The sequence below is a fragment of the Pseudomonas sp. B2M1-30 genome, from assembly GCF_025447575.1.
Taxonomy (GTDB): Bacteria; Pseudomonadota; Gammaproteobacteria; order Pseudomonadales; family Pseudomonadaceae; genus Aquipseudomonas; species Aquipseudomonas botevensis.
This window is the reverse complement of record NZ_JAOEJT010000010.1, coordinates 153606-177631: the sequence shown is the minus strand read 5'-3', so window position 1 is coordinate 177631 and position 24026 is coordinate 153606. Positions and strand designations below refer to the sequence as shown.

The 24026-nt window shown below is 55.8% G+C and carries 24 protein-coding genes and 1 pseudogene; 7 read left to right on the top strand and 18 right to left on the bottom strand.

Annotation, left to right across the window (positions count from 1 at the left end):
* Positions 1-25 precede the first annotated feature (25 nt).
* Complete coding sequence (locus N8H74_RS19925) at positions 26-2623, top strand: hypothetical protein (RefSeq protein ID WP_262149687.1); 2598 nt, start codon at positions 26-28, stop codon at positions 2621-2623.
* A 49-nt stretch (positions 2624-2672) separates the two neighbouring features.
* On the opposite strand, the gene N8H74_RS19920 is transcribed toward N8H74_RS19925, so the two are convergent.
* Entirely contained in the window at positions 2673-2882 is a 210-nt protein-coding gene (locus N8H74_RS19920) for a hypothetical protein (RefSeq protein WP_262149685.1), read from the bottom strand.
* An 87-nt stretch (positions 2883-2969) separates the two neighbouring features.
* On the opposite strand from N8H74_RS19920, the gene N8H74_RS19915 reads away from it, so the two are divergent.
* Positions 2970-3587 carry a histidine phosphatase family protein gene (locus N8H74_RS19915; RefSeq protein WP_262149683.1) on the top strand — a complete coding sequence of 206 codons (618 nt, stop codon included), beginning with the start codon at positions 2970-2972 and terminating at the stop codon, positions 3585-3587.
* A 68-nt stretch (positions 3588-3655) separates the two neighbouring features.
* On the opposite strand, the gene N8H74_RS19910 is transcribed toward N8H74_RS19915, so the two are convergent.
* The gene (locus N8H74_RS19910; protein ID WP_262149681.1) at positions 3656-4375 is read right to left on the bottom strand and encodes a DNA-binding protein; all 720 of its coding nucleotides are present in this window, start codon (positions 4373-4375) and stop codon (positions 3656-3658) included.
* 20 nt (positions 4376-4395) lie between these two features.
* Positions 4396-4530 carry a hypothetical protein gene (locus N8H74_RS19905; RefSeq protein WP_262149680.1) on the bottom strand — a complete coding sequence of 45 codons (135 nt, stop codon included), beginning with the start codon at positions 4528-4530 and terminating at the stop codon, positions 4396-4398.
* Positions 4531-5320: 790 nt separating this feature from the next.
* Between N8H74_RS19905 and N8H74_RS19900 the strand changes: the two genes are divergently transcribed.
* Entirely contained in the window at positions 5321-5515 is a 195-nt protein-coding gene (locus N8H74_RS19900; RefSeq protein ID WP_262149678.1) for a hypothetical protein, read from the top strand.
* A gap of 191 nt (positions 5516-5706) precedes the next feature.
* Here the strand turns inward: N8H74_RS19900 and N8H74_RS19895 are convergent, their stop codons facing one another.
* The 7 genes from N8H74_RS19895 to N8H74_RS19865 form a co-directional block, all read right to left on the bottom strand.
* Complete coding sequence (locus tag N8H74_RS19895) at positions 5707-6495, bottom strand: YkgJ family cysteine cluster protein (protein ID WP_262149676.1); 789 nt, start codon at positions 6493-6495, stop codon at positions 5707-5709.
* Entirely contained in the window at positions 6492-9608 is a 3117-nt protein-coding gene (locus tag N8H74_RS19890) for an efflux RND transporter permease subunit (protein WP_262149675.1), read from the bottom strand. The genes N8H74_RS19895 and N8H74_RS19890 overlap by 4 nt, the downstream gene beginning before the upstream one ends.
* Positions 9609-9612: 4 nt before the next feature.
* Entirely contained in the window at positions 9613-10788 is a 1176-nt protein-coding gene (locus tag N8H74_RS19885; protein WP_279309373.1) for an efflux RND transporter periplasmic adaptor subunit, read from the bottom strand.
* Positions 10789-10841: 53 nt separating this feature from the next.
* Positions 10842-11996: an MBL fold metallo-hydrolase gene (locus N8H74_RS19880; protein ID WP_262149673.1), complete on the bottom strand. Its 1155-nt coding sequence runs from the start codon at positions 11994-11996 to the stop codon at positions 10842-10844.
* A 71-nt stretch (positions 11997-12067) separates the two neighbouring features.
* Positions 12068-12712 carry a TetR/AcrR family transcriptional regulator gene (locus N8H74_RS19875; RefSeq protein WP_262149671.1) on the bottom strand — a complete coding sequence of 215 codons (645 nt, stop codon included), beginning with the start codon at positions 12710-12712 and terminating at the stop codon, positions 12068-12070.
* A 58-nt stretch (positions 12713-12770) separates the two neighbouring features.
* A complete protein-coding gene (locus N8H74_RS19870) occupies positions 12771-13781 on the bottom strand; it encodes an alpha/beta hydrolase (protein ID WP_262149669.1) in 1011 nt (336 codons plus the stop codon).
* 80 nt (positions 13782-13861) lie between these two features.
* On the bottom strand, positions 13862-14842 hold the full coding sequence (locus N8H74_RS19865) for an aldo/keto reductase (RefSeq protein WP_262149667.1): 981 nt from the start codon (positions 14840-14842) through the stop codon (positions 13862-13864).
* Between the two features lie 164 nt (positions 14843-15006).
* On the opposite strand from N8H74_RS19865, the gene N8H74_RS19860 reads away from it, so the two are divergent.
* Positions 15007-15768, top strand: coding sequence for a hypothetical protein (locus tag N8H74_RS19860; protein ID WP_262149665.1), 762 nt, complete (start codon positions 15007-15009; stop codon positions 15766-15768).
* A 52-nt stretch (positions 15769-15820) separates the two neighbouring features.
* Here N8H74_RS19860 and N8H74_RS19855 read toward each other — a convergent pair whose 3' ends face one another.
* The 5 genes from N8H74_RS19855 to N8H74_RS19835 form a co-directional block, all read right to left on the bottom strand.
* Positions 15821-16693, bottom strand: a complete 873-nt coding sequence (locus N8H74_RS19855) for a restriction endonuclease (protein ID WP_262149663.1) — start codon at positions 16691-16693, stop codon at positions 15821-15823.
* Between the two features lie 689 nt (positions 16694-17382).
* Positions 17383-17949, bottom strand: a complete 567-nt coding sequence (locus tag N8H74_RS19850; RefSeq protein WP_262149661.1) for a hypothetical protein — start codon at positions 17947-17949, stop codon at positions 17383-17385.
* Between the two features lie 72 nt (positions 17950-18021).
* Positions 18022-18408, bottom strand: coding sequence for a hypothetical protein (locus N8H74_RS19845; protein WP_262149659.1), 387 nt, complete (start codon positions 18406-18408; stop codon positions 18022-18024).
* Positions 18409-18410: 2 nt separating this feature from the next.
* Complete coding sequence (locus N8H74_RS19840) at positions 18411-18881, bottom strand: hypothetical protein (RefSeq protein ID WP_262149658.1); 471 nt, start codon at positions 18879-18881, stop codon at positions 18411-18413.
* A gap of 48 nt (positions 18882-18929) precedes the next feature.
* A complete protein-coding gene (locus N8H74_RS19835; protein WP_262149656.1) occupies positions 18930-19325 on the bottom strand; it encodes a hypothetical protein in 396 nt (131 codons plus the stop codon).
* A gap of 129 nt (positions 19326-19454) precedes the next feature.
* Between N8H74_RS19835 and N8H74_RS19830 the strand changes: the two genes are divergently transcribed.
* Together N8H74_RS19830 and N8H74_RS19825 are read left to right on the top strand one after the other, a co-directional pair.
* The gene (locus N8H74_RS19830) at positions 19455-19916 is read left to right on the top strand and encodes a helix-turn-helix domain-containing protein (RefSeq protein WP_262149654.1); all 462 of its coding nucleotides are present in this window, start codon (positions 19455-19457) and stop codon (positions 19914-19916) included.
* A gap of 294 nt (positions 19917-20210) precedes the next feature.
* Positions 20211-20813: pseudogene (locus N8H74_RS19825) on the top strand (mechanosensitive ion channel family protein); the annotation flags it as partial.
* Between the two features lie 62 nt (positions 20814-20875).
* Here N8H74_RS19825 and N8H74_RS19820 read toward each other — a convergent pair.
* From N8H74_RS19820 to N8H74_RS19810, 3 genes are all read right to left on the bottom strand, one after another.
* The gene (locus tag N8H74_RS19820; RefSeq protein ID WP_262149652.1) at positions 20876-21742 is read right to left on the bottom strand and encodes a DMT family transporter; all 867 of its coding nucleotides are present in this window, start codon (positions 21740-21742) and stop codon (positions 20876-20878) included.
* Positions 21743-21978: 236 nt separating this feature from the next.
* Positions 21979-22578, bottom strand: coding sequence for an FMN-dependent NADH-azoreductase (locus N8H74_RS19815; RefSeq protein WP_262149650.1), 600 nt, complete (start codon positions 22576-22578; stop codon positions 21979-21981).
* A 160-nt stretch (positions 22579-22738) separates the two neighbouring features.
* Positions 22739-23053: a 3-phosphoglycerate kinase gene (locus tag N8H74_RS19810; protein ID WP_217831354.1), complete on the bottom strand. Its 315-nt coding sequence runs from the start codon at positions 23051-23053 to the stop codon at positions 22739-22741.
* A gap of 49 nt (positions 23054-23102) precedes the next feature.
* Between N8H74_RS19810 and N8H74_RS19805 the strand changes: the two genes are divergently transcribed.
* Positions 23103-24026, top strand: a complete 924-nt coding sequence (locus N8H74_RS19805) for a LysR family transcriptional regulator (protein WP_217831355.1) — start codon at positions 23103-23105, stop codon at positions 24024-24026.

The window sequence follows — 24026 nt, the reverse complement described above, 5'->3', positions numbered from 1 at the left end:
GATTTTAGGCTATTGGGGAGGAGCTATGTCTACGATTGAAGCTGGGCCGGTTGCGGCTGACGATTTTGAAATCTGGCTGAACACTCGGCCCAAGTGGCTGCAAACAGCAGCCCGCTTAATGATCGACTCCAAACGGCGTCCGAACGAAGCAGAAACCAACGAACTGGTACGGCTTTGCAAGCTCGAGGCGAAGGGAGTAACTGATCCAGGCTTCCTCACGGTTGTTCCTGGCACTCTCTCTGAAGCAGCCAACAAGCCTATGCTGCGAATCGATGAAATTCTGGAAGTGCATGGACTGAACGCCATCAAGGCCGGCGCAAAGCTTCCTATGGGCAACAGCAACCTCACGGTGGTTTACGGGCAGAATGGGACGGGTAAAAGTGGCTATGCCCGACTGCTGAAACAAATCTGTGGATCGCGCTCAAAGGACGAAATCCGCAGCAACGTTTTCGACCCCACTCCTACCGAATGTCGTGCCCAGTTCAAAATTTCGGTCGACGGCAAAGAAGATCTCGTCCACTGGGACGTACCGAGCGGGCCACATGTAGCCCTGCGACATGCCCAGGTGTTCGACACCAAGTCAGCGCAGCTGTACATGGGCCAGACAGAGGCATGCTACGAGCCGAGCCGAATGAAATTTGTATCAGCGCTCATCGCCACAGCAGACTCTGTTCGGCTGAAGCTCGAGGCAGAAAAGGAAGCGCTCACAAAAGCTCTTCCAGTAATTCCTGAAACGCTGAAGGGAACTGCCGAAGCCAAGTGGCTTATCGGCCTCAAGGGCACGACATCGCCAGCAACCGTTGATAAAGAATGCCTGTACTCGGAAGCCCTCGACCGCGAGCGAATTGATAGCGAAGGCCTGCTCGCCGAGAAGGACATTGCTGGTCGTCTGCAAGCCATTGGAAAAGAAAAAACGGCGCTCGCGAGCATCGAAAAGACGATGAAGTCTCTCCTGGATGGCCTTTCCGAAGAAGCAGCCCTCGAGCTGTCACAGTTGAAAGCAAATGCTGTACAGGCGCGAAAAACCTCTGAGGAAGCTGCCACTGCAGTATTCGGAAAGGCAGAGCTGGAGGGGGTTGGTAGCACGACGTGGCAGCAGATGTGGGAGCAGGCACGCGCCTATTCCACCGTCATAGCCTATCCACAAGAAACGTTTCCGAATACATCGGCTGACGCACGCTGCGTGCTCTGCCATCAGCAGCTCGATGCAGCCGCAAAGGTAAGAATGGCCGAATTTGAAGGGTTCGTAACGCATGGACTCGAGACAGCTGCCAAAGCAGCGGAGAATGGCTTCAACGAGCGGAAAGCCCGGCTACCTGTCCTGCCTGCTCAAGCGGGTTGGGTCGTGCAGGTGTCGACGCTCGGCTTCGAAGAGGCTGACGCGATTGCCACTTATGGCCAACTCAAAGCACGCTCAGAACACATTGGCCTTGGCCAGCAGATAGCTGATGTTCAAGCATTCGACTGGACTCACATCAATGCTGCCATCAAGACGAAATCTGAGGCGCTGAATGAGGAAGAGCAGAGTCTGTCAGCCCTTCAGAAGGATGAACACCGGCAAAAAATGCAGCATCGCGTTCTTCAGCTTCAAATGAAGCAATGGCTCTCGCAAAACAAAGCATCAATCCTTGCAGAAAAAGCCAGGCTGACTTCAGTTGCTGAGCTGGAAAAAGCTAGAACCTCGGCTTCAACGTCCCAGCTCACGATCAAAAAGAACGACCTCGGTAAAACCGAGCTGAATGCCGGTTACCAAGCTAGGTTCATCGACGAGCTGAGTCAATTGGGTGGCAAGCGCATCCCCGTCGCTCCACAAAGCAAATCTGGAGGTAAGGGTAAGATCACCTTCGGCCTGAACCTTGTGGGAGCTCATGGGACTCATGGGCCAGAGTTCATCTTGAGCGAGGGTGAGACTCGGATCGCATCGCTCGCCGCGTTCCTTGCCGATACCACAGGTTCGAACCAACTGGCCCCCTTCATCTTCGATGACCCGATCTCATCCCTTGATCAAGATTTTGAGGAGAAGGTCGTCGAGCGCTTAGTCACGCTTGCGGCCACAAGGCAGGTCATCATCTTCACACACCGGCTTTCGCTCGTGGCCTTGGTAGAAGCGGTGACTGACAAGTGGAGCAAGATGCCAGAAATGCCCACCGTGAAACCGACGATCACTTCACTTCGACGGATGGACAAGTGCGCCGGCATCGTGGCGACCCAAAGTGCCAGAGACTTGAAACCCGAGAAAGCAGTTCGTGGACTCATAGACCATACGATCACACGATTGAAAAAAATACAGGCGGACGCCGACGTGGAGGCCTACGAGATCCACGCCAAAAGCGCCTGTAGCGACTTCCGGATCATCGTTGAGCGCACCGTGGAGTTCATCCTGCTTGCAGATGTGATCGGTCGATTCCGACGTGCGATCAACACCCAAAACAAGCTTCACAAGGTTGCGAAGGTAACCAACGCGGATTGTGTATTCATCGACGACTTGATGACCAGGTACTCAGTCTTTGAGCACTCACAGTCGGATGAGCTGCCAAGCAATGCCTTGGAGCTCGACGTCTTCGAGACCGATGTGACTGCTTTGAATGACTGGCTCAAGGAGTTTGGGTCGAGAGCAGCTTAAGGGTCGCCAGGAGGAAGCTCGCTTGCCCAGCTCGCTGGGCTTTCTCCTGCTAATGACCTATCTCAACGGGCCCACCCAGGGCTCGAAGTTGATAATCAGTGACGGCTTGAAAACGATGCTCAGCCATCAGCCGCAGACGTTCCAACTCTATCCCAACGACTCCAGCAGCTTCGGCCTGATGGTAGACCTTTAACGCTTCCACAGCCTCGGTGTACAGGGGGTGGTCAGGCATCAGCACCTTGCTCAGATCTTTCTTCACGGCCTCTCCCATCTATCATGGCAATCCCACTCGCTGCCATGCCAGCATGGCGCAATCCAAGAAACGCGAGTCAGGGAAGAATAGTCGATGAAGAATGTCAGGCTGATACGCCACGGCGAGAGCGCCGCTAACGCTGGCGAGCCTACTAGGGATCACGCGAGCATCCCTTTGACGGCAAAAGGCCTGGAGCAAGCTCGTATGGTCGCTCAGTCAATCACCCGCGCCCCAGGCCTCATCCTGGCCTCACCGTTCTTGCGCGCCCAAGCTACCGCGCTAGCCACTACGGCCATCTATCCAGATGCAGCTTTCGAGACGTGGCCAGTTCACGAATTCACCTACCTGGCACCTGTACGCTGTGTAGACACAACGCTCGCGCAGCGGCGGGGTTGGGTCGAGGCTTACTGGGAGAGATCAGACCCTGCCTTTTCGGATGGTGAAGGTGCTGAGTCCTTCATCGACCTAGTGACCAGGGTTCAGGCATTTCTCAAGCGGCTGGCGGAGCAGCCGGCCACTGATATTGTTGTGTTTTCGCACGGGCAAGTCATGAACACCGTGCGCTGGCTCCTCGAGAAGAGACCTCAAGAGATCGACAGTGGCGCAATGCTGGATTGGCGTCAGTACGAGATCGCGAACCATGTCCCGCACTGTCAGGGATTCTCTCTCATCTGGGTTACAGGCGCGAAAGATTGGGCTCTCGCACGATGAAGCTTCAATCGCAAATCTCAGCATTTTGCTGAGCTTTTGTTCACGCCCTTTTCGCTTTCATTACCTGGCTAAATCGTCCTGGCTGGCACTTTGGTAGGGCCGGTCGGCCTAGATGATGCCGTCGTTTTAGGGGAGAAAGTCAGCTCTCCATTGCCTCGAAGGAAGTATTTATTCGCTTCCTTCCTGTGGCTTCCTTTCTCGGATTGCTCGCGATCAATTTTCGTCACTAGGCCTGTGCTCACCAAGAACGAGTTGGCTGGCGGTATCTGTTTCTCAGCTACCCCAGTCTTGGTATTGATCGTTTCAAAGGAGCACATGCTGTAGTACGAGTAGTTATCCCGGTTCGCAGCGTAAAACAAGAACAGCTTCAGAGCATCGAGCTCGCACTTGGCCCGCTTGTGAAAATGCTTGAATGGCTCGATGTACTCGAATCGCTTGTTGTACAAGGCGCGTGCAGGGAGCTTGCACCAGCGCCCACTCTGATCGTAGTCAGGAAAAATGTAGAGATTGTTGCGCCCTTCCTTCTCGACCACGATCCGCTCAGCTTCGACCAATCCCTCCACACCTGCAGCGACAAGCGCCCGACTCAACCCCGTGACGACTGACAGGCGGTTGTAGGTGTCCTCACATGTCAGCAAGCACCTTTCACCCCGCCACAGCTCTTGAGACCGAGTCAGCATCGTCACATACAGCTGGAGGGCTGCAATAGCGGTGGATCCTCGAACAGTTGAACGAGGGCCCCAGCCAAAAACCTTCAATCCGTCCTCATGCAGCCAGATAGCGGGCATACGAACCCATGGGAGCACCCTCATTTGATGACCCCCAGCATGCCAATCACGATGAATCCTGCCAGAACGGCCATGGAGAGGATCAGCGGCACCAGTTTGTCGGCCCGGTCGGCAAGCTTGTGCAGCGAGTCCACCAGCTTTTTCATAGCGTTCATTTTGGAACCTCGATTATTCGATGAACGCAGTCTGCCCCTACTTCACTCGTGTATCTAGAAACAGGTGACTCAGAAAAATCACAAAAATCCTATAAAAATCCTTTTAAAACAATATCTTAAGATATTTGTAACCAGTCTTCCGAAAGGGAAAATCAGTTCATGAAAGGCGATTACAGACGTTTTTCGTGCGATTTTGGACTGACTGCCGAACCGGCCTAGAGCTTCTTCTAAGCCTCACCTTGTCTGAAAAATCATCAAGCAGCATGCGCTGCTTTGACCATGCGAGAAGTCCTTTTTATTTGTTCCCGAGATGCCGAAGGAAGCGAGCTTCTATTTCACGGAGCCCAGCGTTCGGAGCGCAGCGTATCAGCGGAGCTTAGACAGGCGCTTTCGCTTGCCCCAATAGCCATCCAAAGGAATTGGCCTTCATCCGAGATGTCTCCCTAGGCCTCCACTGACACCCTATGTAGGACGCGGAATGGCGCTTTCTATCTGCCCCTTCGCTACACGCCCTGCACCTATGACCTTTTCGAGCTGCCCGCATAGATTTCTCAGTTCCCAAATCAGGCTCTGAGGATTGTCAAAATCGTGCAAACCCCGCCCGATGACACAGCTTGGAGCCTGTGAAAATTGCGCTCGCAGCTGGTCGTGACAGCACGATCAGCAGTTCACACAGCAAGCGAGGCCATGATGGCGATGCAACCGAAAAAAAATCTCGATTTACCCTGGTCGAAAAAAATTCTGCCGTTACACCAATTGTTGTCCCCGAAAAAAAGGAGGTGGGCAACTGATGGGTAAGAACATATTGAAGCGCGCCCTGATTGATATCGTCGTAGGCGTGGTAATCGGGCACATCCTGGCATTGAGTACAGGCTATGGTGACGTGCCATCGATACATCATGAGACTGAGCCGAAACTGATGTATGTGGAACGCCAAGCGCCGGCATCTGCCGGCTACCTGGGCATGGTGACACGACGCTGGTAGCCAGGATCACCTGGCTTCACCGTAGACGCTGGATGCCTGAGTGCCGCGATCACTTTGCTCACAAGAGAATGATCGCGCCCCCCACGGAGGAAGAGGGGTTGTTCCTCGTCGATTGGGCTGAGCAATTTCGCCTGGTTGGGGATTTCTCGTCGAACTAGAGTCGTATCCCTATTCGCTCGGGTAGCACCAATCTAGCCTGGCGCCACGAGCGCCACAAACTGCTGAGCATTGTTGTCTGGTTGAACGAGCAATTTGGCATCCTGATTCAGCAGTAGACGTTTCGATACCTCACCGGCGACCTGGATGGCCCAGTTCGACTCGATGACAAATTGGCCTCGAACTACAACCGAAATGGCAGCCAGAAAATCACTTACTCGAGGACTGTGGATGACAAAGCCATCGTCCTTCAGTGCGGTAACCCCAAGACCAAGTGCATTGCAGATCTGTAGCTTCAGATGCGCCTCGTCCACGTCTGCCCGATAAGATCGGTCAACGAGGTCTACGAGCGAAGAAGGTCTCGAACCGTCTGAAGCTATGATCGCTTCTCCATACGCCCAGGCCTCCTCAGGACAATCCTTGTTCGCCGCACGAAGCACAATGAATGGATTGATTTCTGATGGATAGATCCGGCAGACCAGAGGCCTCACGTCGTAGATCTGACAGAGGTCGTCATCTCCAAGGTTCGGACAACCCGCGAGAACATCCGCTGCAAAAATTGGGATTATGCGGATCGGCAACCTCCCAGAGATTGCCTTCGCTGAACGACTCTTGGCGTGGGCATTTCGTGCGTCATCACCACCATGGGTGGGCTCACTCAACGCCTCGCAGATGATCGCTATTTGATGGCCACGCTTCAGCCATGCAATCGCCTCATCAAGACTTAAAGCGACGTATCGGCCCCGGCAGCAAGCACCACACCCAGTGCAGTGGAAGCGAACTTCAGGCGAGGTTGCCGTCTTCGGCGTCGACTCGATGCTCACTGCGCTACCTCCGCCGCCACACTAGAACGCCGCCGAAATCTGGACAGCACCCAGACAAAGAAAATTGGTACGAAGAGAACACCAAGGAAAGTTGCGGAGACCATTCCGCCAATCACGCCGACGCCAATCGCACGCTGGCTCGCAGCTCCCGCGCCTGTTGCAATAGCGAGAGGCACCACCCCCAAGATGAACGCAAGCGACGTCATGATGATCGGGCGGAATCTGAGCCGCGCAGCTTGCAACGCAGCGTCTTTAATGGAATGGCCTTGTACCAACAAGTCCTTGGCAAACTCGACGATCAGGATCGCGTTCTTCGAGGCAAGGCCAATGATGGTGATCAGCCCCACTTTGAAATAGACGTCATTGGGCATGCCGAGTGCTGTCACCGCGAGCACAGACCCTAGAGCACCGACTGGCACAATGAGCATGACGGAGATGGGAATGGCCCAGCTTTCGTACAGAGCAACCAAAAGCAGGAATACCACCATGAACGACAGAGCGAAAAGCGCAGGTGCCTGCGAGCCGGCAGAGCGCTCCTGGTAGGACAGCGCCGTCCACTCATACCCGATACCTTCAGGCAACGTTGCGATGATGCGCTCCAGCTCCTGCATGGCCTGGCCCGTGCTGTAACCGGGCGCGGCATCACCAGAAATTCGGATAGCTGGGTAGCCGTTGTAACGAGCGAGTTGTACAGCACCGTTTTCCCACACGGTGGTTGCAAATGCAGACAGCGGAACCATCTGGCCTGCAGAGTTCGGTACGTTAAGTCGCAGTATGCTTTCCGGGGTCATGCGCTCTCCCTGGTCAGCCTGTACGACGACACGCTGGAGCCGCCCCACGTTCGCGAAGTCCGCTACGGTTGCAGAGCCAAAGGCCGTGGAGATAGCAGTACGGATGGTGTCGAAGCCCACTCCCATCGCCTCAGCTTTTACCCGATCAATGTCCAGGCGCAGTTCAGGTGAGTCATCCAAGCCCTCCATCATCGCGTATGCGAAAACCGGTGAGCTGCTGGCCTCAGCCAGTAACTTGTCACGTGCAGCCAGCAGTGCCGCTCTCCCTAAACCACCTCGATCCTGAAGTCGCAGAGCAAAGCCACCCGCGTTCCCTAGGCCCTCAACTGGAGGCGGATCTACCGCCATCACTCGCCCATCAGACAGATAGGAAAAATGCTCGTTGAACGCCGCCACCTCTTGGGAAGCCGAGCTATCTCGAGTGCCCCAATCCTTCAGCGTAGGGAACGCCAGACCCGCATTCTGACCGGTGCCGGAGAAGCTGAATCCCAACACAATGAAGGTGTCTTGGGTCGCTTGCCGAGAACGGAAATACTGCTCCATCTCGCCGGCAACGTTCGCTGTACGCGAGTAAGTGGCACCAGGTGGAAGCTGGATGTCCACCATATAAAACCCTTGGTCTTCGACCGGCACAAAGGCCTGCGGCAACCGGAGGTATGAGTATCCGAGGCCTACAATGATCACCAAATAGATCAGCATGTAGCGGCCCGTGCGTTGCACCAAGCGAGAGTTGAGAAGCTCGAATCGGTGGGTGAGCCGGGAGAAGGAACGATTGAATGCGCCGAAGAAGCCTTTCTTCTCTGCGTGGTGTCCTTTCGGAATCGGCTTCAGCAAAGTGGCACAGAGTGCTGGTGTAAACGTCAGGGCCAAGAAGCCTGAGAACAGCACTGAGACTACGAGCGAGAGCGAGAACTGCCGATAGATCACGCCAACGGAGCCGCTCATAAACGCGAGTGGTAGGAAGACCGAGGCAAGCGCAAGGGTGATACCCACAATGGCGCCGGAGACCTGCCCCATGGCCTTGATCGTAGCCTCTCGGGGAGATAGTCCCTCCTCCGCCATAATCCGCTCAACGTTCTCCACCACCACGATGGCATCGTCGACCAGGATGCCGATAGCCAGCACCATGCCGAACATGGTCATCATGTTCACGGAAAACCCTAACGCGAGCATGACCGCCAAAGTACCTGCAAGGCAGACTGGCACCACGATTGTCGGCACCAGGGTGTAGCGCAGGTTCTGGAGGAACAAGAACATCACAAGGAACACCAACACCACAGCCTCGACGAGGGTGTGAAGTACCTTTTCGATGGCAACGTCCACAAACAGTGACGAGTCGTAAGGCACCGAGTACCCGATGTCGGAAGGAAAGCCCTTCGATAGCTCCGCTAAGCGCGCCTTGACAGCTTCAGCGGTCTGCAGAGCATTTGCACCAGGTGCCAGCTGCACTGCAGCGCCTGCTGCCGGACGACCGTTGTCGAGGGTGTCAAAGTTGTAGTTCTGCCTGCCAATCTCCAAGCGAGCCACATCCGCAAGGGTGACCTTGGAGCCATCAGGGTTCGCTCGCAGCACGATGCGACCAAACTCCTCAGGCGTATCGAGCATCCCTTTTACAGCGATAGTCGCGCTCAGCTCTTGATCAGCTGTACCTGGGCGGCCCCCAAAGCTGCCTGCAGGCACCTGTCCGTTCTGGGCGGCGATGGCCGCGTTCACATCAGCAACGGACAGCCCATACCCCAAGAGTTTTTGAGGATCGATCCAGACCCGCATTGCCGCCTCGGCAGCGAAGAACTGAACCCGCCCAACCCCTGGAATACGCCGGATCTCGTTGTTCACATTTCGAGCCGCGTAATCTGCCTGGCGAACCACATCCCCAGTTGCGCCGTTCTTGTTGGTCAAGGTGTACATCAGCAGGAAGCCAGAGTTGGCCTGCTCTACCTGAAGGCCCTGCTGAGTAACCTCAGCTGGCAGACGGGCCTGGGCATTTTGAATGCGGTTCTGAACATCCACCTGAGCAAGGGCAGGATCTGTACCTGGTTTGAAGACGACATTGATTTCCGCAGTGCCAGCCGATGTGCTCGAGGAGTCGTAATAGAGGAGCCCTTTCGCCCCGTTCAGCTCTTCTTCGATGATGCTGGTGACTGACTCCGACACCGTGGCAGCGGATGCTCCTGGGTAGGTGGCGTTGATAGTAATTTGGGGCGGCGCCACTGCTGGGAACTGGGCCACTGGCAAAGACGGGATGGAGAGAAGACCTGCCATGACGATGAAGATCGCCACGACCCACGCGAAGTTTGGACGGTCGATGAAGAATCTGGACATGACGTTACCCCTGCGGCCCGGCAGTGACGTCGGTCACAGTGACTTTTGCACCTGGAGACGCAGCGCCGCCAACAACCACTCGATCAGCAGGGTTCAAGCCCTCTCGGATTTGCCAAAGCTTCCCTTGCATCACCCCAGTCTGTACTTCTCGAACCTCTACAGTGTCGGCTGCACCCACAACCAAGACTCGGGCTTGGCCCCCCGGTGTTCTCTGAACGGCTCGCTGCGGTACGAGGATCGCCTCGGGTTGAACGCCTTGATGGACACGCACACGGACGTACATGCCAGGCAGCAGCATGCCATTTTTGTTTGGCAACTCACCTCGCAGCGATACCTCACCAGTACCGCGATCAACGGTGATATCAGAGAACAAAAGCCTCCCATCCTGCTTCTTCTCTGTACCTTCAATGGTCACCGAAATAGGTGCGGCTGATGCGTCACCAACCAGGGTGCCGGCTGCCAATGCGTCTCGCATACGAAGCACATCTGCCACCGGCTGCCTGAAGTCCGCATAGATAGGATCAAGCTGCTGAATCATGGCCATCTGTGTAGCCTCGTTTTGTCCAACGAGCGCCCCTTCCGTCACCATTGCTCTGCCAATGCGGCCCGTGATCGGGGCGCGAACGGTGGTGTATTCCAGGTTGAGCCTGGCTGTTTCGACCTCAGCAGCTGCAGACTGGCTCGAAGCTTTCGACCCCTTAAGGGTGGCTTGGGCGCGCTCGAACTCCAGTTTGCTTACCGCTTCGATTGTCACAAGTTGTTTGTAGCGATCTACAACTGTCTGGGCCTCGAAGAGCGCTGCCTGCGCACGAGCCAGCTCCGCTTTAGAACGTGCCAATGACGCGTTGAACGGTGCAGGGTCAATTTGGAAAAGTATCTGCCCGGCCTTGACGTCGGCGCCCTCTGTAAAATTCCGGCTCAATACGATTCCAGCCACTCGTGCTCTAACTTCAGCTACCCGCACAGGCTCAATTCGCCCCGGAAGATCAACAGTGATGTCCATCGGCTGACCAGACACGGTGATGGCCTCTACTGGCACTGCCTGTGTTTGCTGAACTTGATCATTGGGCTGACTACAACCAGTAAGAAAAAGAAGCCCAATTACCATCGCGAATGGAGGCACGTTCCTGAGCACTCGGCGCACCGGCACTTTATTTTTCGATAGCAGAAGATTATTCATAATAATTGCTCTGACGAGTCCGATACGGAGTTATCCCAGGAAGCAAGGCCTAGTTAGTTTTGTTTAGACGAGTAATGCTCTGCCACAGGAGCAGGGGACTCTTCCCACCATTTGGTGAAAGCTTTTTGCAAGCGAGAAAAATCAACCACCTCGCCTATCTCAGGTGTAAGAAGCCGGATCGGTTTTCCTTCACTTGCAGCCGCAATGCGGTTGTAGGGGTCGTCCCAATTGTGACTAGCCAAGGCGAAGCGACCAGCATGCACAGGCAGGAGCGCTTTAGCCCCAACGTCGAGACCTGCCTGCAACGACTCTTCAGGCATCATGTGCATTTGAGCCCAGCGTGGGTCGTATTGGCCGTTCTCTACAATCGCGAGATCAATGTCTTTGAATCGCTGGCCTACTTCCGCGAAATGCGGGCCGTAACCGCCGTCACCGCTGTAGAAGACCTTCCGGTGCGGCGTTTCGAAGACAAAGCCACCCCATAGGGTCTGGTTGCTCTTAAGCCCTCGCCCAGAGAAATGACGGGCTGGGGTGACGAGAATTGCGAACTCGGGGTCTAGGCGAACGTCCTGATACCAGTCTGCCTCATGGATCTTGGCGATGTCATAACCCCAATATTCAAAGTGCGAGCCTACTCCGAGCGGAGTTACAACAGCCTTAACTTTATCCTTCAGAGCCATAACGGTGTCGTAGTCAAGATGATCCCAGTGATCATGAGAGACCACCAGTGCATCCAACTCCGGCATATCTGCTGCAGAATATGGGTAGCTACCTTTAAATGCCTTGTAGATGAACGAAATAGGCGAGGTGTGAGAGCTGAATACCGGATCTACCAAAATCCGCTTCCCATCTATCTGTAGATAAAAAGATGAGTGCCCAAGCCAAACCACAACATCCTTATTTCTATCAATTGCCTTTAAATTAGTTTTCACCATCGGCAAAGCATGTGAGGGCCTGACACCTTCACGGGGGCCAAAGATCATCTCTTTGATCCACTCAGTAACACTGGCTTCGCCGGTGAACATCGAGGTTGGAGTAATGTATTTGAACTCACCTTCTCGATAGTTAGGCGATGCCTCAATTCGAGACAAGCGCTCACCGTCAGGTAGTTTCCCGAAGCTTTTTACAAAAGAAGAACATGAGGCCATGGAGGCTATTCCTGCAATCATCGCGAGGATCGACCAGCAACGCCTGTACCGTTTTTTCATTTGCATCACCGCCGCCCACGTTTATCACGCAAGCACTCACTCATTTAACTGTTACAAAAAAAGGGCGCGCGCTAGCGGCCCTCGCACATTTTCCACAGAGCTGCGAAGCCGCTGTTCTTGTAGAACATGGCCTCCGATGGCTCCCGGCTTGCGAATGACATCGTTGTCTCTGCAAGAGCCGTGAAGATTGCTTCCGCGAAATCGGCCCGACCACCGAACTCCTCCGACTCAGCAAACTTCAACCCCACCTCCATGTCCGGAAACAGCCCCTCAAGCCTTGTGAGGGTTTCAGGTCGAATCATCGAGGAAAGTGAAAGCTGGTTGACGGCATGGCTCAGCTGGGGGTTGGCAAGGCCCCAATCGATGTAGCTGTTCCAAAGCCCCTGGAACCGGTCGCGGAACGATGCCTTGGACTGGTAATCCCTCATAAGCATCTCGCACAAGCTTTGCTTTCCATAGAAGTAGAGCTCGTTCAGCAAGTCTTCCTTCGTTGGAAAATATCGAAAGAGCGTCCCCTCAGCGACACTAGCCTTCTTGGCGATCAGCGACGTTGGAGAGCCGGCCAACCCATGCTCAGCTACAGCCTCAGCGGCAGCAATCAACAGGGCTAGGCGCTTCTCTTCACTTCTTGGACGAGCCATGCAACGAGATACCTTTAAGCAGTGGGTGATCCGCACAGTAAGGCCGACCAGTGAATTAATGAGGTACTCACTCATTATACGAAACCTGCCAGACCTTCAAAAGCCCTGAGAGCGATCCCGTGCGGCCCTACACCTATTTCAGATTGGCGTGGAAGAACTGATCAAACTTTGTCACAGCCTTGTCCACGTACTTCGGGTTGTCGTACAGGTCAAAATGGGAAGCGCCATTCAGAACCAGAAGGTCTTTTTTGGTCGAGGCCGCTCGCTCATAAACCTCTCGACCTGTTTTAGTAGAACCGTATGCGCCGATTTCACTCCCCGTGACAACTTCCAACGGCTGCGTAAGGAGCATCTCAGCGTGTGCGAACGCATCAAATGCCATGACCGCATCCAGGCTGACGAACCTCATTTTGTTCTGCCAGTTCGGAGTTTCACCGCGAGGTGTGCGGTAGTATTGGTAAGCACCGCGCAGGTCGATGTCATCTGAATCCTTGTATTCATCTGGAATCCAAGGGATGACCATCGGCTTACCACCTCGAGCTTCTACCGTGCGTTGCTCGGCAATAGCCTCAAGGGTTTTGATGGTGGCTTCCTTCCCAGCCGCTCGATTTTCACTTCCGCCATCTACAGGCACGGCCAGGCCAACGGCCTTGATTCGTCGCTCAGTCATCGCCGCACTGGCCGCGTAGCCGCCACCTGCACAGATGCCCAATACTCCGATTCGGCTCTCATCCACATACGGCAAGCTCACCAGGTAATCCACCGAACCACGGATATCTTCAACACGGGCAATCGGGTCTTCTTTGTAGCGAGGCTCACCCCCACTCTCGCCTTGGAACGATGCATCAATCGCGATGGTGATGAAGCCCTTGTCGGCCATCTTGCTCGCATAGATTCCTGCAGTCTGCTCCTTGGCGCCGCCTGCCGGAGGCACTGTGACGATTGCGGGGTAAGACTTGGCTTTGTCGAAGCCAGCAGGGAAATAGACATTCCCGACAATCTTGATTCCGTTGTTGTTTTTGAACGACACCTTTTGGATGTGCGCTCCTACACCAGGATCAGCCGGTGCGCTGAAAGCAGCGCCATGAAAAGTAAAAAAAGCCCCTGCCACACAGGCCAAGGCGAGATGCTTGAACGTACCCATTTAGGGGCCTCTCATAAAGACTGGGATACACAACAAACGGCGGAGCATATAGGCACCTCCCGCCGAATGCGCTTTGGCTATCAGAAGTACGTCGGCAGACGCGGTGTGTATGGCTGCTCCAGAAGCGCCACTTCTTCCGAGGTCAACTTCAAGTCGAGTGCCGCTACGGCATCTGTCAGATGCTTGGGCCTGGTCGCACCGATAATGGGAGCCGATACTTGTGGATTTTTCATCACCCAAGCCATCGCCACCGTTGCGAGGGACACCCCACGCTCCAAGGCAATCTGCTCAACAGCGTCAACAATGGCCTTGTCGGTCGGCAGGTAGAGCGGACGCTCAGCCATGTCTTTGTCAGGGTTCTCACGCGCTCGCGTCGAGCTTTGCTGGCCCCATGGTCGAGCGACCAAGCCGGCGGCCAATGGGCTCCACGGCAACGAACCAACACCTTGATCGGCAAGGAGGCCGAACATCTCTCGCTCCTCTTCACGCTGCACGAGGTTGTACTGGTGCTGCATGGATATGAAACGTGTCCATCCATTGATCTGTGCCACGTGCTGCATCTTCGCGAACTGCCAAGCCCACATCGACGATGCTCCGATGTAACGAACCTTGCCCGCTTTGACGATGTCGTGGAGGGCCTCCATCGTTTCCTCAATAGGAGTTTCGGGATCGAAACGATGGATCTGGTAGAGGTCGACATAGTCGGTGCCAAGGCGCTTGAGGGACGCATCGATCTGCTCCATCACAGCCTTCCGGGAGAGTCCTCCACCGCCAGGGCCAGCATGCATAGGAAAGCGAAGCTTGGTCGCGAGGACGACATCCTCACGCCGGCAGAACTTGGCGATGACCCGTGCCAGGATCTCTTCAGAAGAGCCGTAACCGTATACGTTGGCGGTGTCCCAGAAATTGATCCCCAGATCCATTGCCTGCTTGATGAGGGGCTCAGAATCTTCGTAGTTCAGTGTCCAAGTGCCTTGCAGAGCTGGTTGGCCAAAGCTCATGCAGCCGAGTGCCAGCCTGCTGATCTTGAGCCCGGAATTGCCAAGTCGACCGTATTCCATAGTTACCTCTAGAAGCGACGAATCGCGCCATTACCAAAGTGAGTGCTCACTCATTATAATCAGCAACCCTTCGACCTTCAAGACCTCTCATCGGCCTAGCCCATCCTTGACGTACCCCTCGGCCAAATCTCAAACTCGCCCCTCTCTCTGGAGGGATCGAAAGCATGCTCCAACTGGTTGGCAACGCTCAGGACATTACTTGTGCAATCAACAGCTTCAGACTGTCCTACCATCAGGATTTCGCCAATGTACAGATCGTTGCTCAGCGCTACCTCCAGGCCGAACCAACCTCTGAGCATGCCTCCTTGCTCGCTCAGGCGCTGTCCACGGCCCTTCGTAATTGGGGAGCATGCAGACGCAGAAGCCCGAGCCTTCGGCCCACTTCGCAGATAGAGAGCTTTCTTAGGAACAAGCAAGTACATACGAGCCTGCTCAAGCTCAGTCGGCACAGTCTTGAATCGTTCAGCTTGACTCGAGGGGGTGACAGAGTTTTCAACCCGGGCGCTTCCTTCAGCGATGCCAGAAGATTTGACATCGAGATCCTGAGCACTCTCGCCTCGCTAGCATCTGGACTGTTTATCAACAACACCAGTGTCACTTACCCGATGAAGGCGCTGCTGCTGATCACGGGGCTAATGCCAGCCCTGGATAGCCAGGTAAGGAAGGGCTTGAGGCTCGCGGGAAAAGTGGGATTCATGGGCCAGCAACTACTACCCCAAAACACCCATCAAGCTGGAGGGCGTCGAATCTGCTACCTGCCATTTCAACTTGGTCAGTGCTGGGAGCTGAACCGCGAAATCCTGCTCGAAGGCGTTAGAAAAAGTCGCCATCCAGGGCTAGAGTCAGCACCTGGTAGGGTCTTTGACGTCCTGCTATTTATGCAAGCTCAGTCCAAACGAAAAATGATCTTGAAGGCTGATAAGTGATGATAGGAGCTACCGCAATAGCACCATCATCCCGAGCTCGGCAAAGACCCGTCTAGAACAGTTTGCTGACCTCAACAAACACAGAGCCAGTTTCTGCAGCAGCTCTGACCTTTCGGTCGATGATATCGGAGAAGGGGATCTGCCTATCGAGGGCATCGTGGATGTCTTTGCCGGAAATACATACCAGGCTCTTCCCACGACCGAAGGCATGCAACCCAACGTCCGTGAAGCCGTAGTAGCTGATGAACACCCCTCGCGTCCAAGCAGCCTTTTCGCTGATCTTACCCTGCAGATTGTGAAGGTCACGTACCCCAACGGCCTCTCTAACCCACTTCGCCTCAACCAGGTAGATGTCGCCGCGACATAAGAAGCTACCGTCGATTTGTTCACCCGTGTTCCGGAAAGGGGCTCGAGGCTGAAGGTTAGACATCTCAAATAGCTGCTGTAGAAAGGCCTCGAAGGCATAGCCACGCGTTTGAGCCCCGAACTTATGGATCTCCAGCAGTTTCTGCTTCAACAAAGCGGCCTGATCAATGCTGACCTTTCGTACTGCTGCGAATGGGTCGCCCGCAACGCAACTACTGGAGGTGCCCGATTCCAAATCCTGGATCAGGGTCAGAAAACGCCCCTCGGCGTTCGCAACTGGATCATCTCGACCTTCGTGTACCAGGCGAGCCTGTCGATGTGCCCACAAAGCCCTCAATGCTCGTACACAGGTCTGGGTATCTGCAAGGTTTAGAAAACTGCGGAAACGCTTGGCCTTGGACGTACCATCGGCTGTGAAGAGTTGATCATCAATGTCGACCTCCAACTCCCCGAGGAAGAACCGACTGAAGGTAGCGTTCGAAAAATCCAAAACGTACCCCCCTTCCATTTCGAAGAGGAGATCCAGGAGCTTCATATCAAACGGTTTTATCTTGGGCATGCCACGCGTCCTTGATCAAGCACAGCGAATCGAGCATACGACATCGCTGTGAAAGACCCAACGGGCTACCGCTCTCAAAGCTCACCATCCGTAACGATAGTAAGCCCGGACTTCTACTCAGAAGTCCGAGAGGCATTGCTGCTATGTACGGAGCAGAGCGTGCTGACCCAGGTCGTCCCTACCTGCCTCCCAGGAGAGCCACAGTACGAACAAGTCTTTAGCGATAGCTGGGTGGCAACATCCACTGCGCCTCGGCAGTAGGCATCCCCGCCATCGTAGAAGAAGTGCAGCTCGCCGAATTTTGATTTGATCTGCGCGACGGTCACCGGGACAACCTCTGGGTGCCGAGCCAGGTGATCCCGCAGCGTATCGCACAGTGCGAGGAGGAGGTTTTTCCAGCCAGGCCCGCAGTAGATCAAATCGACGCCAGGATCAGAAAACAGCTGCGGATAGCGCTGACGGAACTCTCCAATGTCGATCTCGGGTAGGGCTTCAGGCGGCGTCTTCATAGTGCTTAAGGTTCACTGTAGGGGTAGAGGCTCGGCCATGTGATTTGCGATCAAACCGCAAGCGGAGCGCGCCGGCCCACGACGGGCCATAGGCGTGAGGATGGAAGCCCGCAGGGCTAGGCCGCACGAACGTGTGGCCTGGTTCACGACAGCCGTCCGCGAATGCGGCACGCCCGACAGTTAGCGGTGGAGCTTGCTGAAGCGCTCTACGAGCGTGGCGGGTGCAATCGACTGCCAGGTATCAAGGACAGACGTTTTGTGGAAAAGGTAGATACCGCATCCGACAAAGAACCCTCCAGTCAGAATTCCTATGACCGAGGCTGCCGAATTTACAAAAGCCCACTGTTGTGACATCGAGCGGCTGCCGCCGATCAAAAAGTCTGACCCGAAGACCAACGCAATCCAGCTTGCAACAAATGCCACTGCAGCCCAAATCGCCGCGATGACCCAAAAGTGCAGCTGCACCTTGTAGCGCATGCTTGGCACACGTAGGAGCCTTCCGCTCGCGGTCTTGGCTGCAAGGACAATTGCAGTGTTCTTCACTTTGTTTTTTGAATTCTGTACAAGAGCGTAAAACTCAACCTGAGATCCCTGCTCCAGTTCTTCATAGATCTGGAGTGGGACTTTGACGTTGGGAATCAGCACCCCATCGATTTTCATGATTACTTGGACTACGTCCGAGATATGCTGGAAAACGCGGATATCCTCCAGGCAACCAGAGAACCTCAGATACTCAAATTTAATCACTTACAGCTCCTTGCATAACCTGAATTTCAGGCACGGTGAGACCTTGGACACGCTCGCATGCCCAGGCTCTAACTAATGAATCAGTTCACTGTTCGGGAAGCTGCTACCAACCAGGCGGCAAAAATCCCTGAAGCTCCGGCGCCCACCATCACGGCGAAAGGTAGCCACCACGTACATCGAGTTCATGGTCTTGATCACCCAAAACTTGCCTGCCTTCTTGATAGCCACGATGTCGGATGTCTGGATCAAGTGCCCATCAGCAAACCGACCATGAGGCCCTTGCCGTACATGTCCAAAGACCACGCCAACGGCGCTCAGCCGATGGATGTGGACATTCACCAGAAACGCAGTGATCTCGTCCCCATATCCTTGGCTTACAGCTTGAGCAATACGCAAGAGGTCAAAATCCGAATAGCGCTTCACGTGGTAGTCCAGCTTCACTGTGTTGACCTCTGGCATCCCTAAGCCCCCCGAGGCTCTGCTGCAGCACTGGCCTGAGCCTTACCGCGTCGATATAGCTCTTTGACGCTGTTCAGGGAGTCGGCATCGAGACCAGGCTCATGCGTATCGATGTACACAGCACCACCCTCTACTTCCAGAACACAGACGGCCACACCAGCCTGGCTGTATCCCATGGACAGTGAAGTGAGCTTCTCCATCCTCCAACCGCCATTCTTGTTCATCCAAGATGGGGTGACGGCCTGGACTTCCTGCACAACCAGACTCTCGTCCTGCGCTATCAGCAAATCCACAAGGCGCATCTCATCGTTGAGCATCTCCTCATAATTTCTGAATTGGCCTTCATGAAGGCGTTGAGCGCTCACGTGGTACCAGTGGGTAGCAAGCGCTCTGGAAACGCCATGCCAATGCATGAGCCCGTCACCGAACATGCCAGGAACTCCGGCCATGTCAGATTTTTGAGAACGGAACATATCTTGATCTCTGAAACAATTGAGTCGCCACGGGCGGGGCCGTGACACCTAGAAGATGGAGAAAATGCCTTGCAGCGAAGACGACTTGCGTTGCCCTGGCCCCTTGAGCAGGTAGACGGTGTTCCTAGTCTCGAAGAGATAGCCTTCCGTGAACGCTCGAGCGATTGTCGACCGCACCCAGTGCCCAAGCTCAAAGCGCCGCTGCTCGTCATGTACGACCTTGTGGGCAAACAAGAACATGGGCTGACATCCAGCCGCAGCCACCTTAGCCTGCTCATCTTCCGTGAGGATGGCATCTAGGATCACCCAATCCTCGACCACGCAAAAAGGCATCCGCTTGTAGTGCTCTCGAGCAGCGAGGAGCACCTCGTCAAGGGACAGTTCAGAGCCGACCAGATCAACGCCTCCCTCCCCCAGTAGCCCGTCGCTGAGTGAGCTATCCATCAAGCACATCCCCGCATTTCAATATTCATAAATTGCTAACTAGGTCTCTCGACCGCCAAAACAACGACTATAGACGTTTGTTTGGCGGCAGGCAAACGGGGCATACCTCTTGGTTTTTGGGGAATCGCAATGTCGCTCCGTTACTCCTTCGCGGCAGCGCTTCAGTTGCTGCGCTTGCGCAAAGGGATATCTCAGCCCGCAATGACCAAGCACGTGGATCAGCGGACTGTAAGTAAACTGGAGTTGGCCAAGAGCTCTGTGACCTTGGACACAGGCTGTAAGCTCGCCGCAGGACTAGAAATTGAGACCGTGACCTTGATCGCTCTCACTATTGCTTCTCAAGACCATAGGACGGCTCGAGAAATACTTCTTGCTTCCCTAGCTGAGATTGAGGCGCTGGATTTAGCTGACGTTGCTATACCTGCCGAGCCAGATCGGCTGACTCCCCTGAACATTTCAGCAGCAAGCGAAAAGCTAAAAGCCGTCCAGGAGCTTAAGGCAAATGGATTCACTCAGGCTGAGGCTGCCAGGAAATTGGGGATGCCTGAATCGACGTTGCGTCGGTTGTGGCATCAGGTATTGGACGACTGACTTTCAGCGTCGTCCTTCTCTTCTGTCACCACATACGCCTATATGCGCAGTTCTTCGGTGACCTCTAACTGAGTACAAAGGCCAGGACGAAGGGACTTCAGGCGATAAGTGGGTTGCTGGATCTCGCAAGCGCGGGTGGTAGACATCGTTGACGGAGGTGCCCATCCAAAATGCTACGCTTGGCCAGCGTCTATTGGTGTCCATTTTCAACTCACAAAATCCAGACAGCTCCTTTTTTGCCCTTAGCTCGGTTTTGCTGGCCGAAACGCTGTCCACATTCTAGAAAGCTCACTATTAAGAGGATTCGACAAGACCATCGTCTCGATCCCGACCTGGCGTCTGATGTCCGAGTCGTTCAGAAACTGGCGCGGCATGCAGCAATCCGGCGGGCGGCGGATCAAGCGCAGCCTGTTCATCGACGCCAGCGGCGTGCGCTTCATTCGCGACGATGAAGAAGCGAAGCTGTCCCAGGTCCATCTGCTGACCGACTACATGACCCGCAAGAAAGCCGAACTCAAGGCGTGGAACGAAGCCCAGGGCAATGTCGCGATGTCGGCCAACCGCCGGCGCATGACCAACATCGGCACCTTCCGCGCCTATGCGCTGGCGTATCTGAAGAGCCACGCCGAGGTGCAGCCGAACATGACCTGCATGGTGCGCCAGATGCAAACCACCGCCCAGGGCATCCCGCTGGAAATCTACTGCTTCACCCGCACCACGGTGTGGGCCGACTACGAGCGGATCCAGGGGGATATCTTCGATTACCTGCTGGCGGTGCTGCCGGAGTTTGGGTTGAGCCTGTACCAACAGCCGAGTGGCGGGGATTTGCGTTCGGGGTTGCTGCCGGCGGTGTTGGGTTCGGCGCATATTCCTGAACCCGAGAAACACCTGATGTAACAGCAGAAAGCCTGTGGGAGCGGGTTTACTCGCTCCCACAAGGGACTCTGTCAGCCCATGGATCAGCGAACCGCCAGCGGCTGGCGAATCCCCAACCGGCTGATCCACACCGCCGCCAGAATCACACTCCCGCCCAGCGCCAACCGCCCCAGATCCTCATTCAGGTTCCAGATCAACAGGTTCATCAGCAGCCCCACCGGCACATGCAGGTTGTTCATCACCGCCAGGGTGCCACCGTTGACCAGGCACGCGCCCTTGTTCCACCAGTACATGCCGAGCGCGGTCGAAACCAGCCCGAGGAACAACAGCACGGCCCATTGCAACGGGGCTTCAGGCATGAAGTTGGCTTTGCCGAACAGCAGGAATGCCGGCAATACCACCGCCAGCGCACCGAGGAAGAAGAAACCGAAACGCCGGTAATGCGGCAAGTCGCTCGGGTGTCTGGCCACCAGATGCTTGTACATCACCTGGCCGGCGGCATAGGTGAAGTTGGCCAGTTGCAGCAGCAGGAAGCCCATGAAGAAATCCGGGGCGATGCGGTCGAAACGGATGATTGCCGCCCCGGTCACGGCCACCAGCGCAGCCACCAATGCCCAGGGGTTGAAACGCCGATTCAGCGCGTCTTCGATCAGGGTCACGTGCAGCGGCGTAAGGATGGTGAACAGCAGCACTTCCGGCACCGTCAGCACGCGGAAGCTCAGGTACAGGCAGACGTAGGTCACGCCGAACTGCAACGCGCCGATCAGCAGCATGCCACGCATGAACGCCGGTTCCACCGAGCGCCAGCGGGTCAGCGGAATGAACACCAGCCCGGCCAGCAGCACCCGCACCAGCACCGCGAAGTAGCTGTCGACATGCCCGGCCAGGTATTCGCCGATCAGGTTGAAGGAAAACGCCTGGATCAGCGTGACAAACAGTAGATAGCCCATGGTCGCCTCGAATTCGAATGGCGGCGACGATAACGGGTTTTGCCTGCTTTGTGGGAGCGCGAGTCCGCGTGATGCAGATAAATCGCAGGCAAAAAAAAGCCCGATCTCGCTAAAGCGTTCAATCGGGCTACAGCACTCAGGAGCACAAGTGCAAAGGGAGGTTCGATGCGCGTAGAGCCTTGAAGGGGTTGCGCCAGGTCACTAGACCATCCAGCGATTATCTGGCGATTAACGGATCAGGCGACCTGGGCCAGTCGGGCGTTGGCCTGGTTCAGACCCTTCTCCTGGAAGTCGCCGCCCAGGTTCATGCCTTCGGCATGGATGAAGGTCACGTCGTGGATGCCGATGAAACCCATCACCTGACGCAGGTACGGTTCCTGATGGTCAGCCGGGCCGCCGGCATAGACGCCACCACGAGCGGTCAGGACGAAAGCGCGCTTGCCGCTGAGCAGGCCTTGCGGGCCGGTTTCGGTGTACTTGAAGGTCACGCCGGCACGCAGCACATGGTCGAGCCAGGCCTTGAGGGTGCTGGGAATCGCGAAGTTGTACATCGGCGCGGCCATCACCAGTACGTCGGCGGCCAGCAATTCGTCAGTCAATTCGTTGGAGCGATCCAGCGACGCCTGTTCGCTGGCGCTGCGCTGTTCGGCGGGCTTCATCCAGCCACCCAGCAGGTTGATGTCCAGGTGCGGCACCGGGTTCACGGCAACGTCACGCACGGTGATCTGATCGGCCGGGCGTGCAGCTTTCCACTGGCTGATGAAAGTCTGGGTCAGTTGACGGGAAACCGAGTCTTGCTGGCGAGCGCTGCTTTCGATGATCAGAACGCGGGACATGGTGTGTAGCCTCCATCCGAGAATGTTGTAAGTCGATGGAGTGAAGGTTAAACAGAGTCATATCGATGAAAAAGCGCAAATAATTGCTGCAAAACATCGAATAATTCGTTTAGATGCAACCCATACCCCGCGAGAGCAGGCTCCCACGGGGCGCATCAGTCTATTTTGGGGTGCAACTGAGCTTGATACGCAGCTTGATGATGGTGCGGGTGAACTTGGCGGTGGCGTTCTTGTGCTTGCCTGCCGCGACGTCGATGTTGCGGGTACGCGGTGCTTCCGGCCCGTTGGTGAACACCACCTTGCAGGTCGCATCGACATCGCCGTAGTTGTTGACCTGAATGGAGCCGATGTCGTTATCGGTGTCGAAGGCGTTGTAGTCGATCTTCAAGCCATTGAGGTCTTTTTCCACATCGATCGGGTAGGCGAACGCCGTCAGCGGAAGCAGCGCCAGCAACACACAACAGAATTTTTTCATTCGGCAGTCTCCATGAGGGACGGCCAGCTTAGGACAAGAGGAGCTATTGATGAAAGCGCCCCGCGTGACCCTGGATCAATGGCGAACGTTGCAGGCCGTGGTCGACCACGGCGGATTCGCCCAGGCCGCCGAGGCCCTGCACCGTTCGCAATCGTCGGTGAGCTACACCGTCGCCCGCATGCAGGACCAGCTCGGCGTGCCGTTGCTGCGCATCGACGGTCGCAAAGCGGTGCTGACCGAAGCCGGCGGTGTGCTGCTGCGCCGCTCCCGGCAGCTGGTGAAACAGGCCAGCCAACTGGAAGACCTCGCCCACCACATGGAGCAGGGCTGGGAAGCCGAAGTACGCCTGGTGGTGGATGCGGCTTACCCGAGCGCCCGCCTCGTCCGCGCGCTGACCGCGTTCATGCCGCAAAGCCGCGGCTGCCGCGTGCGTCTGCGCGAGGAAGTGCTGTCGGGGGTCGAAGAAGTGCTGCTCGAGGGCGTGGCCGATCTGGCGATCACCGGCTTCAGCATTCCCGGCTATCTCGGCACGGAAATGAGTGAAGTCGAGTTCGTCGCGGTCGCTCACCCTGAACATTCGCTGCATCGCTTGAATCGCGAACTGAGTTTCCAGGACCTGGAATCCCAGATGCAGGTGGTGATCCGCGACTCCGGCCGCCAGCAGCCACGGGATGTCGGCTGGCTCGGCGCCGAACAGCGCTGGACCGTCGGCAGCCTCGCCACTGCCGCGACGTTCGTCAGCAACGGCCTGGGCTTCGCCTGGCTGCCACGGCACTTGATCGAACGGGAACTGAAGGAAGGCACGCTCAAGCTGCTACCGTTGGATCAGGGCGGCAGCCGCAATCCGAGTTTCTATCTGTATTCGAACAAGGACAAACCTTTGGGCCCGGCGACCCAGATCCTGATCGAACTGTTGCGTACCTTCGACACCCTGCCGCTGGACGCGCCATTCGCCGCCCCCGAGCAAGCCTGA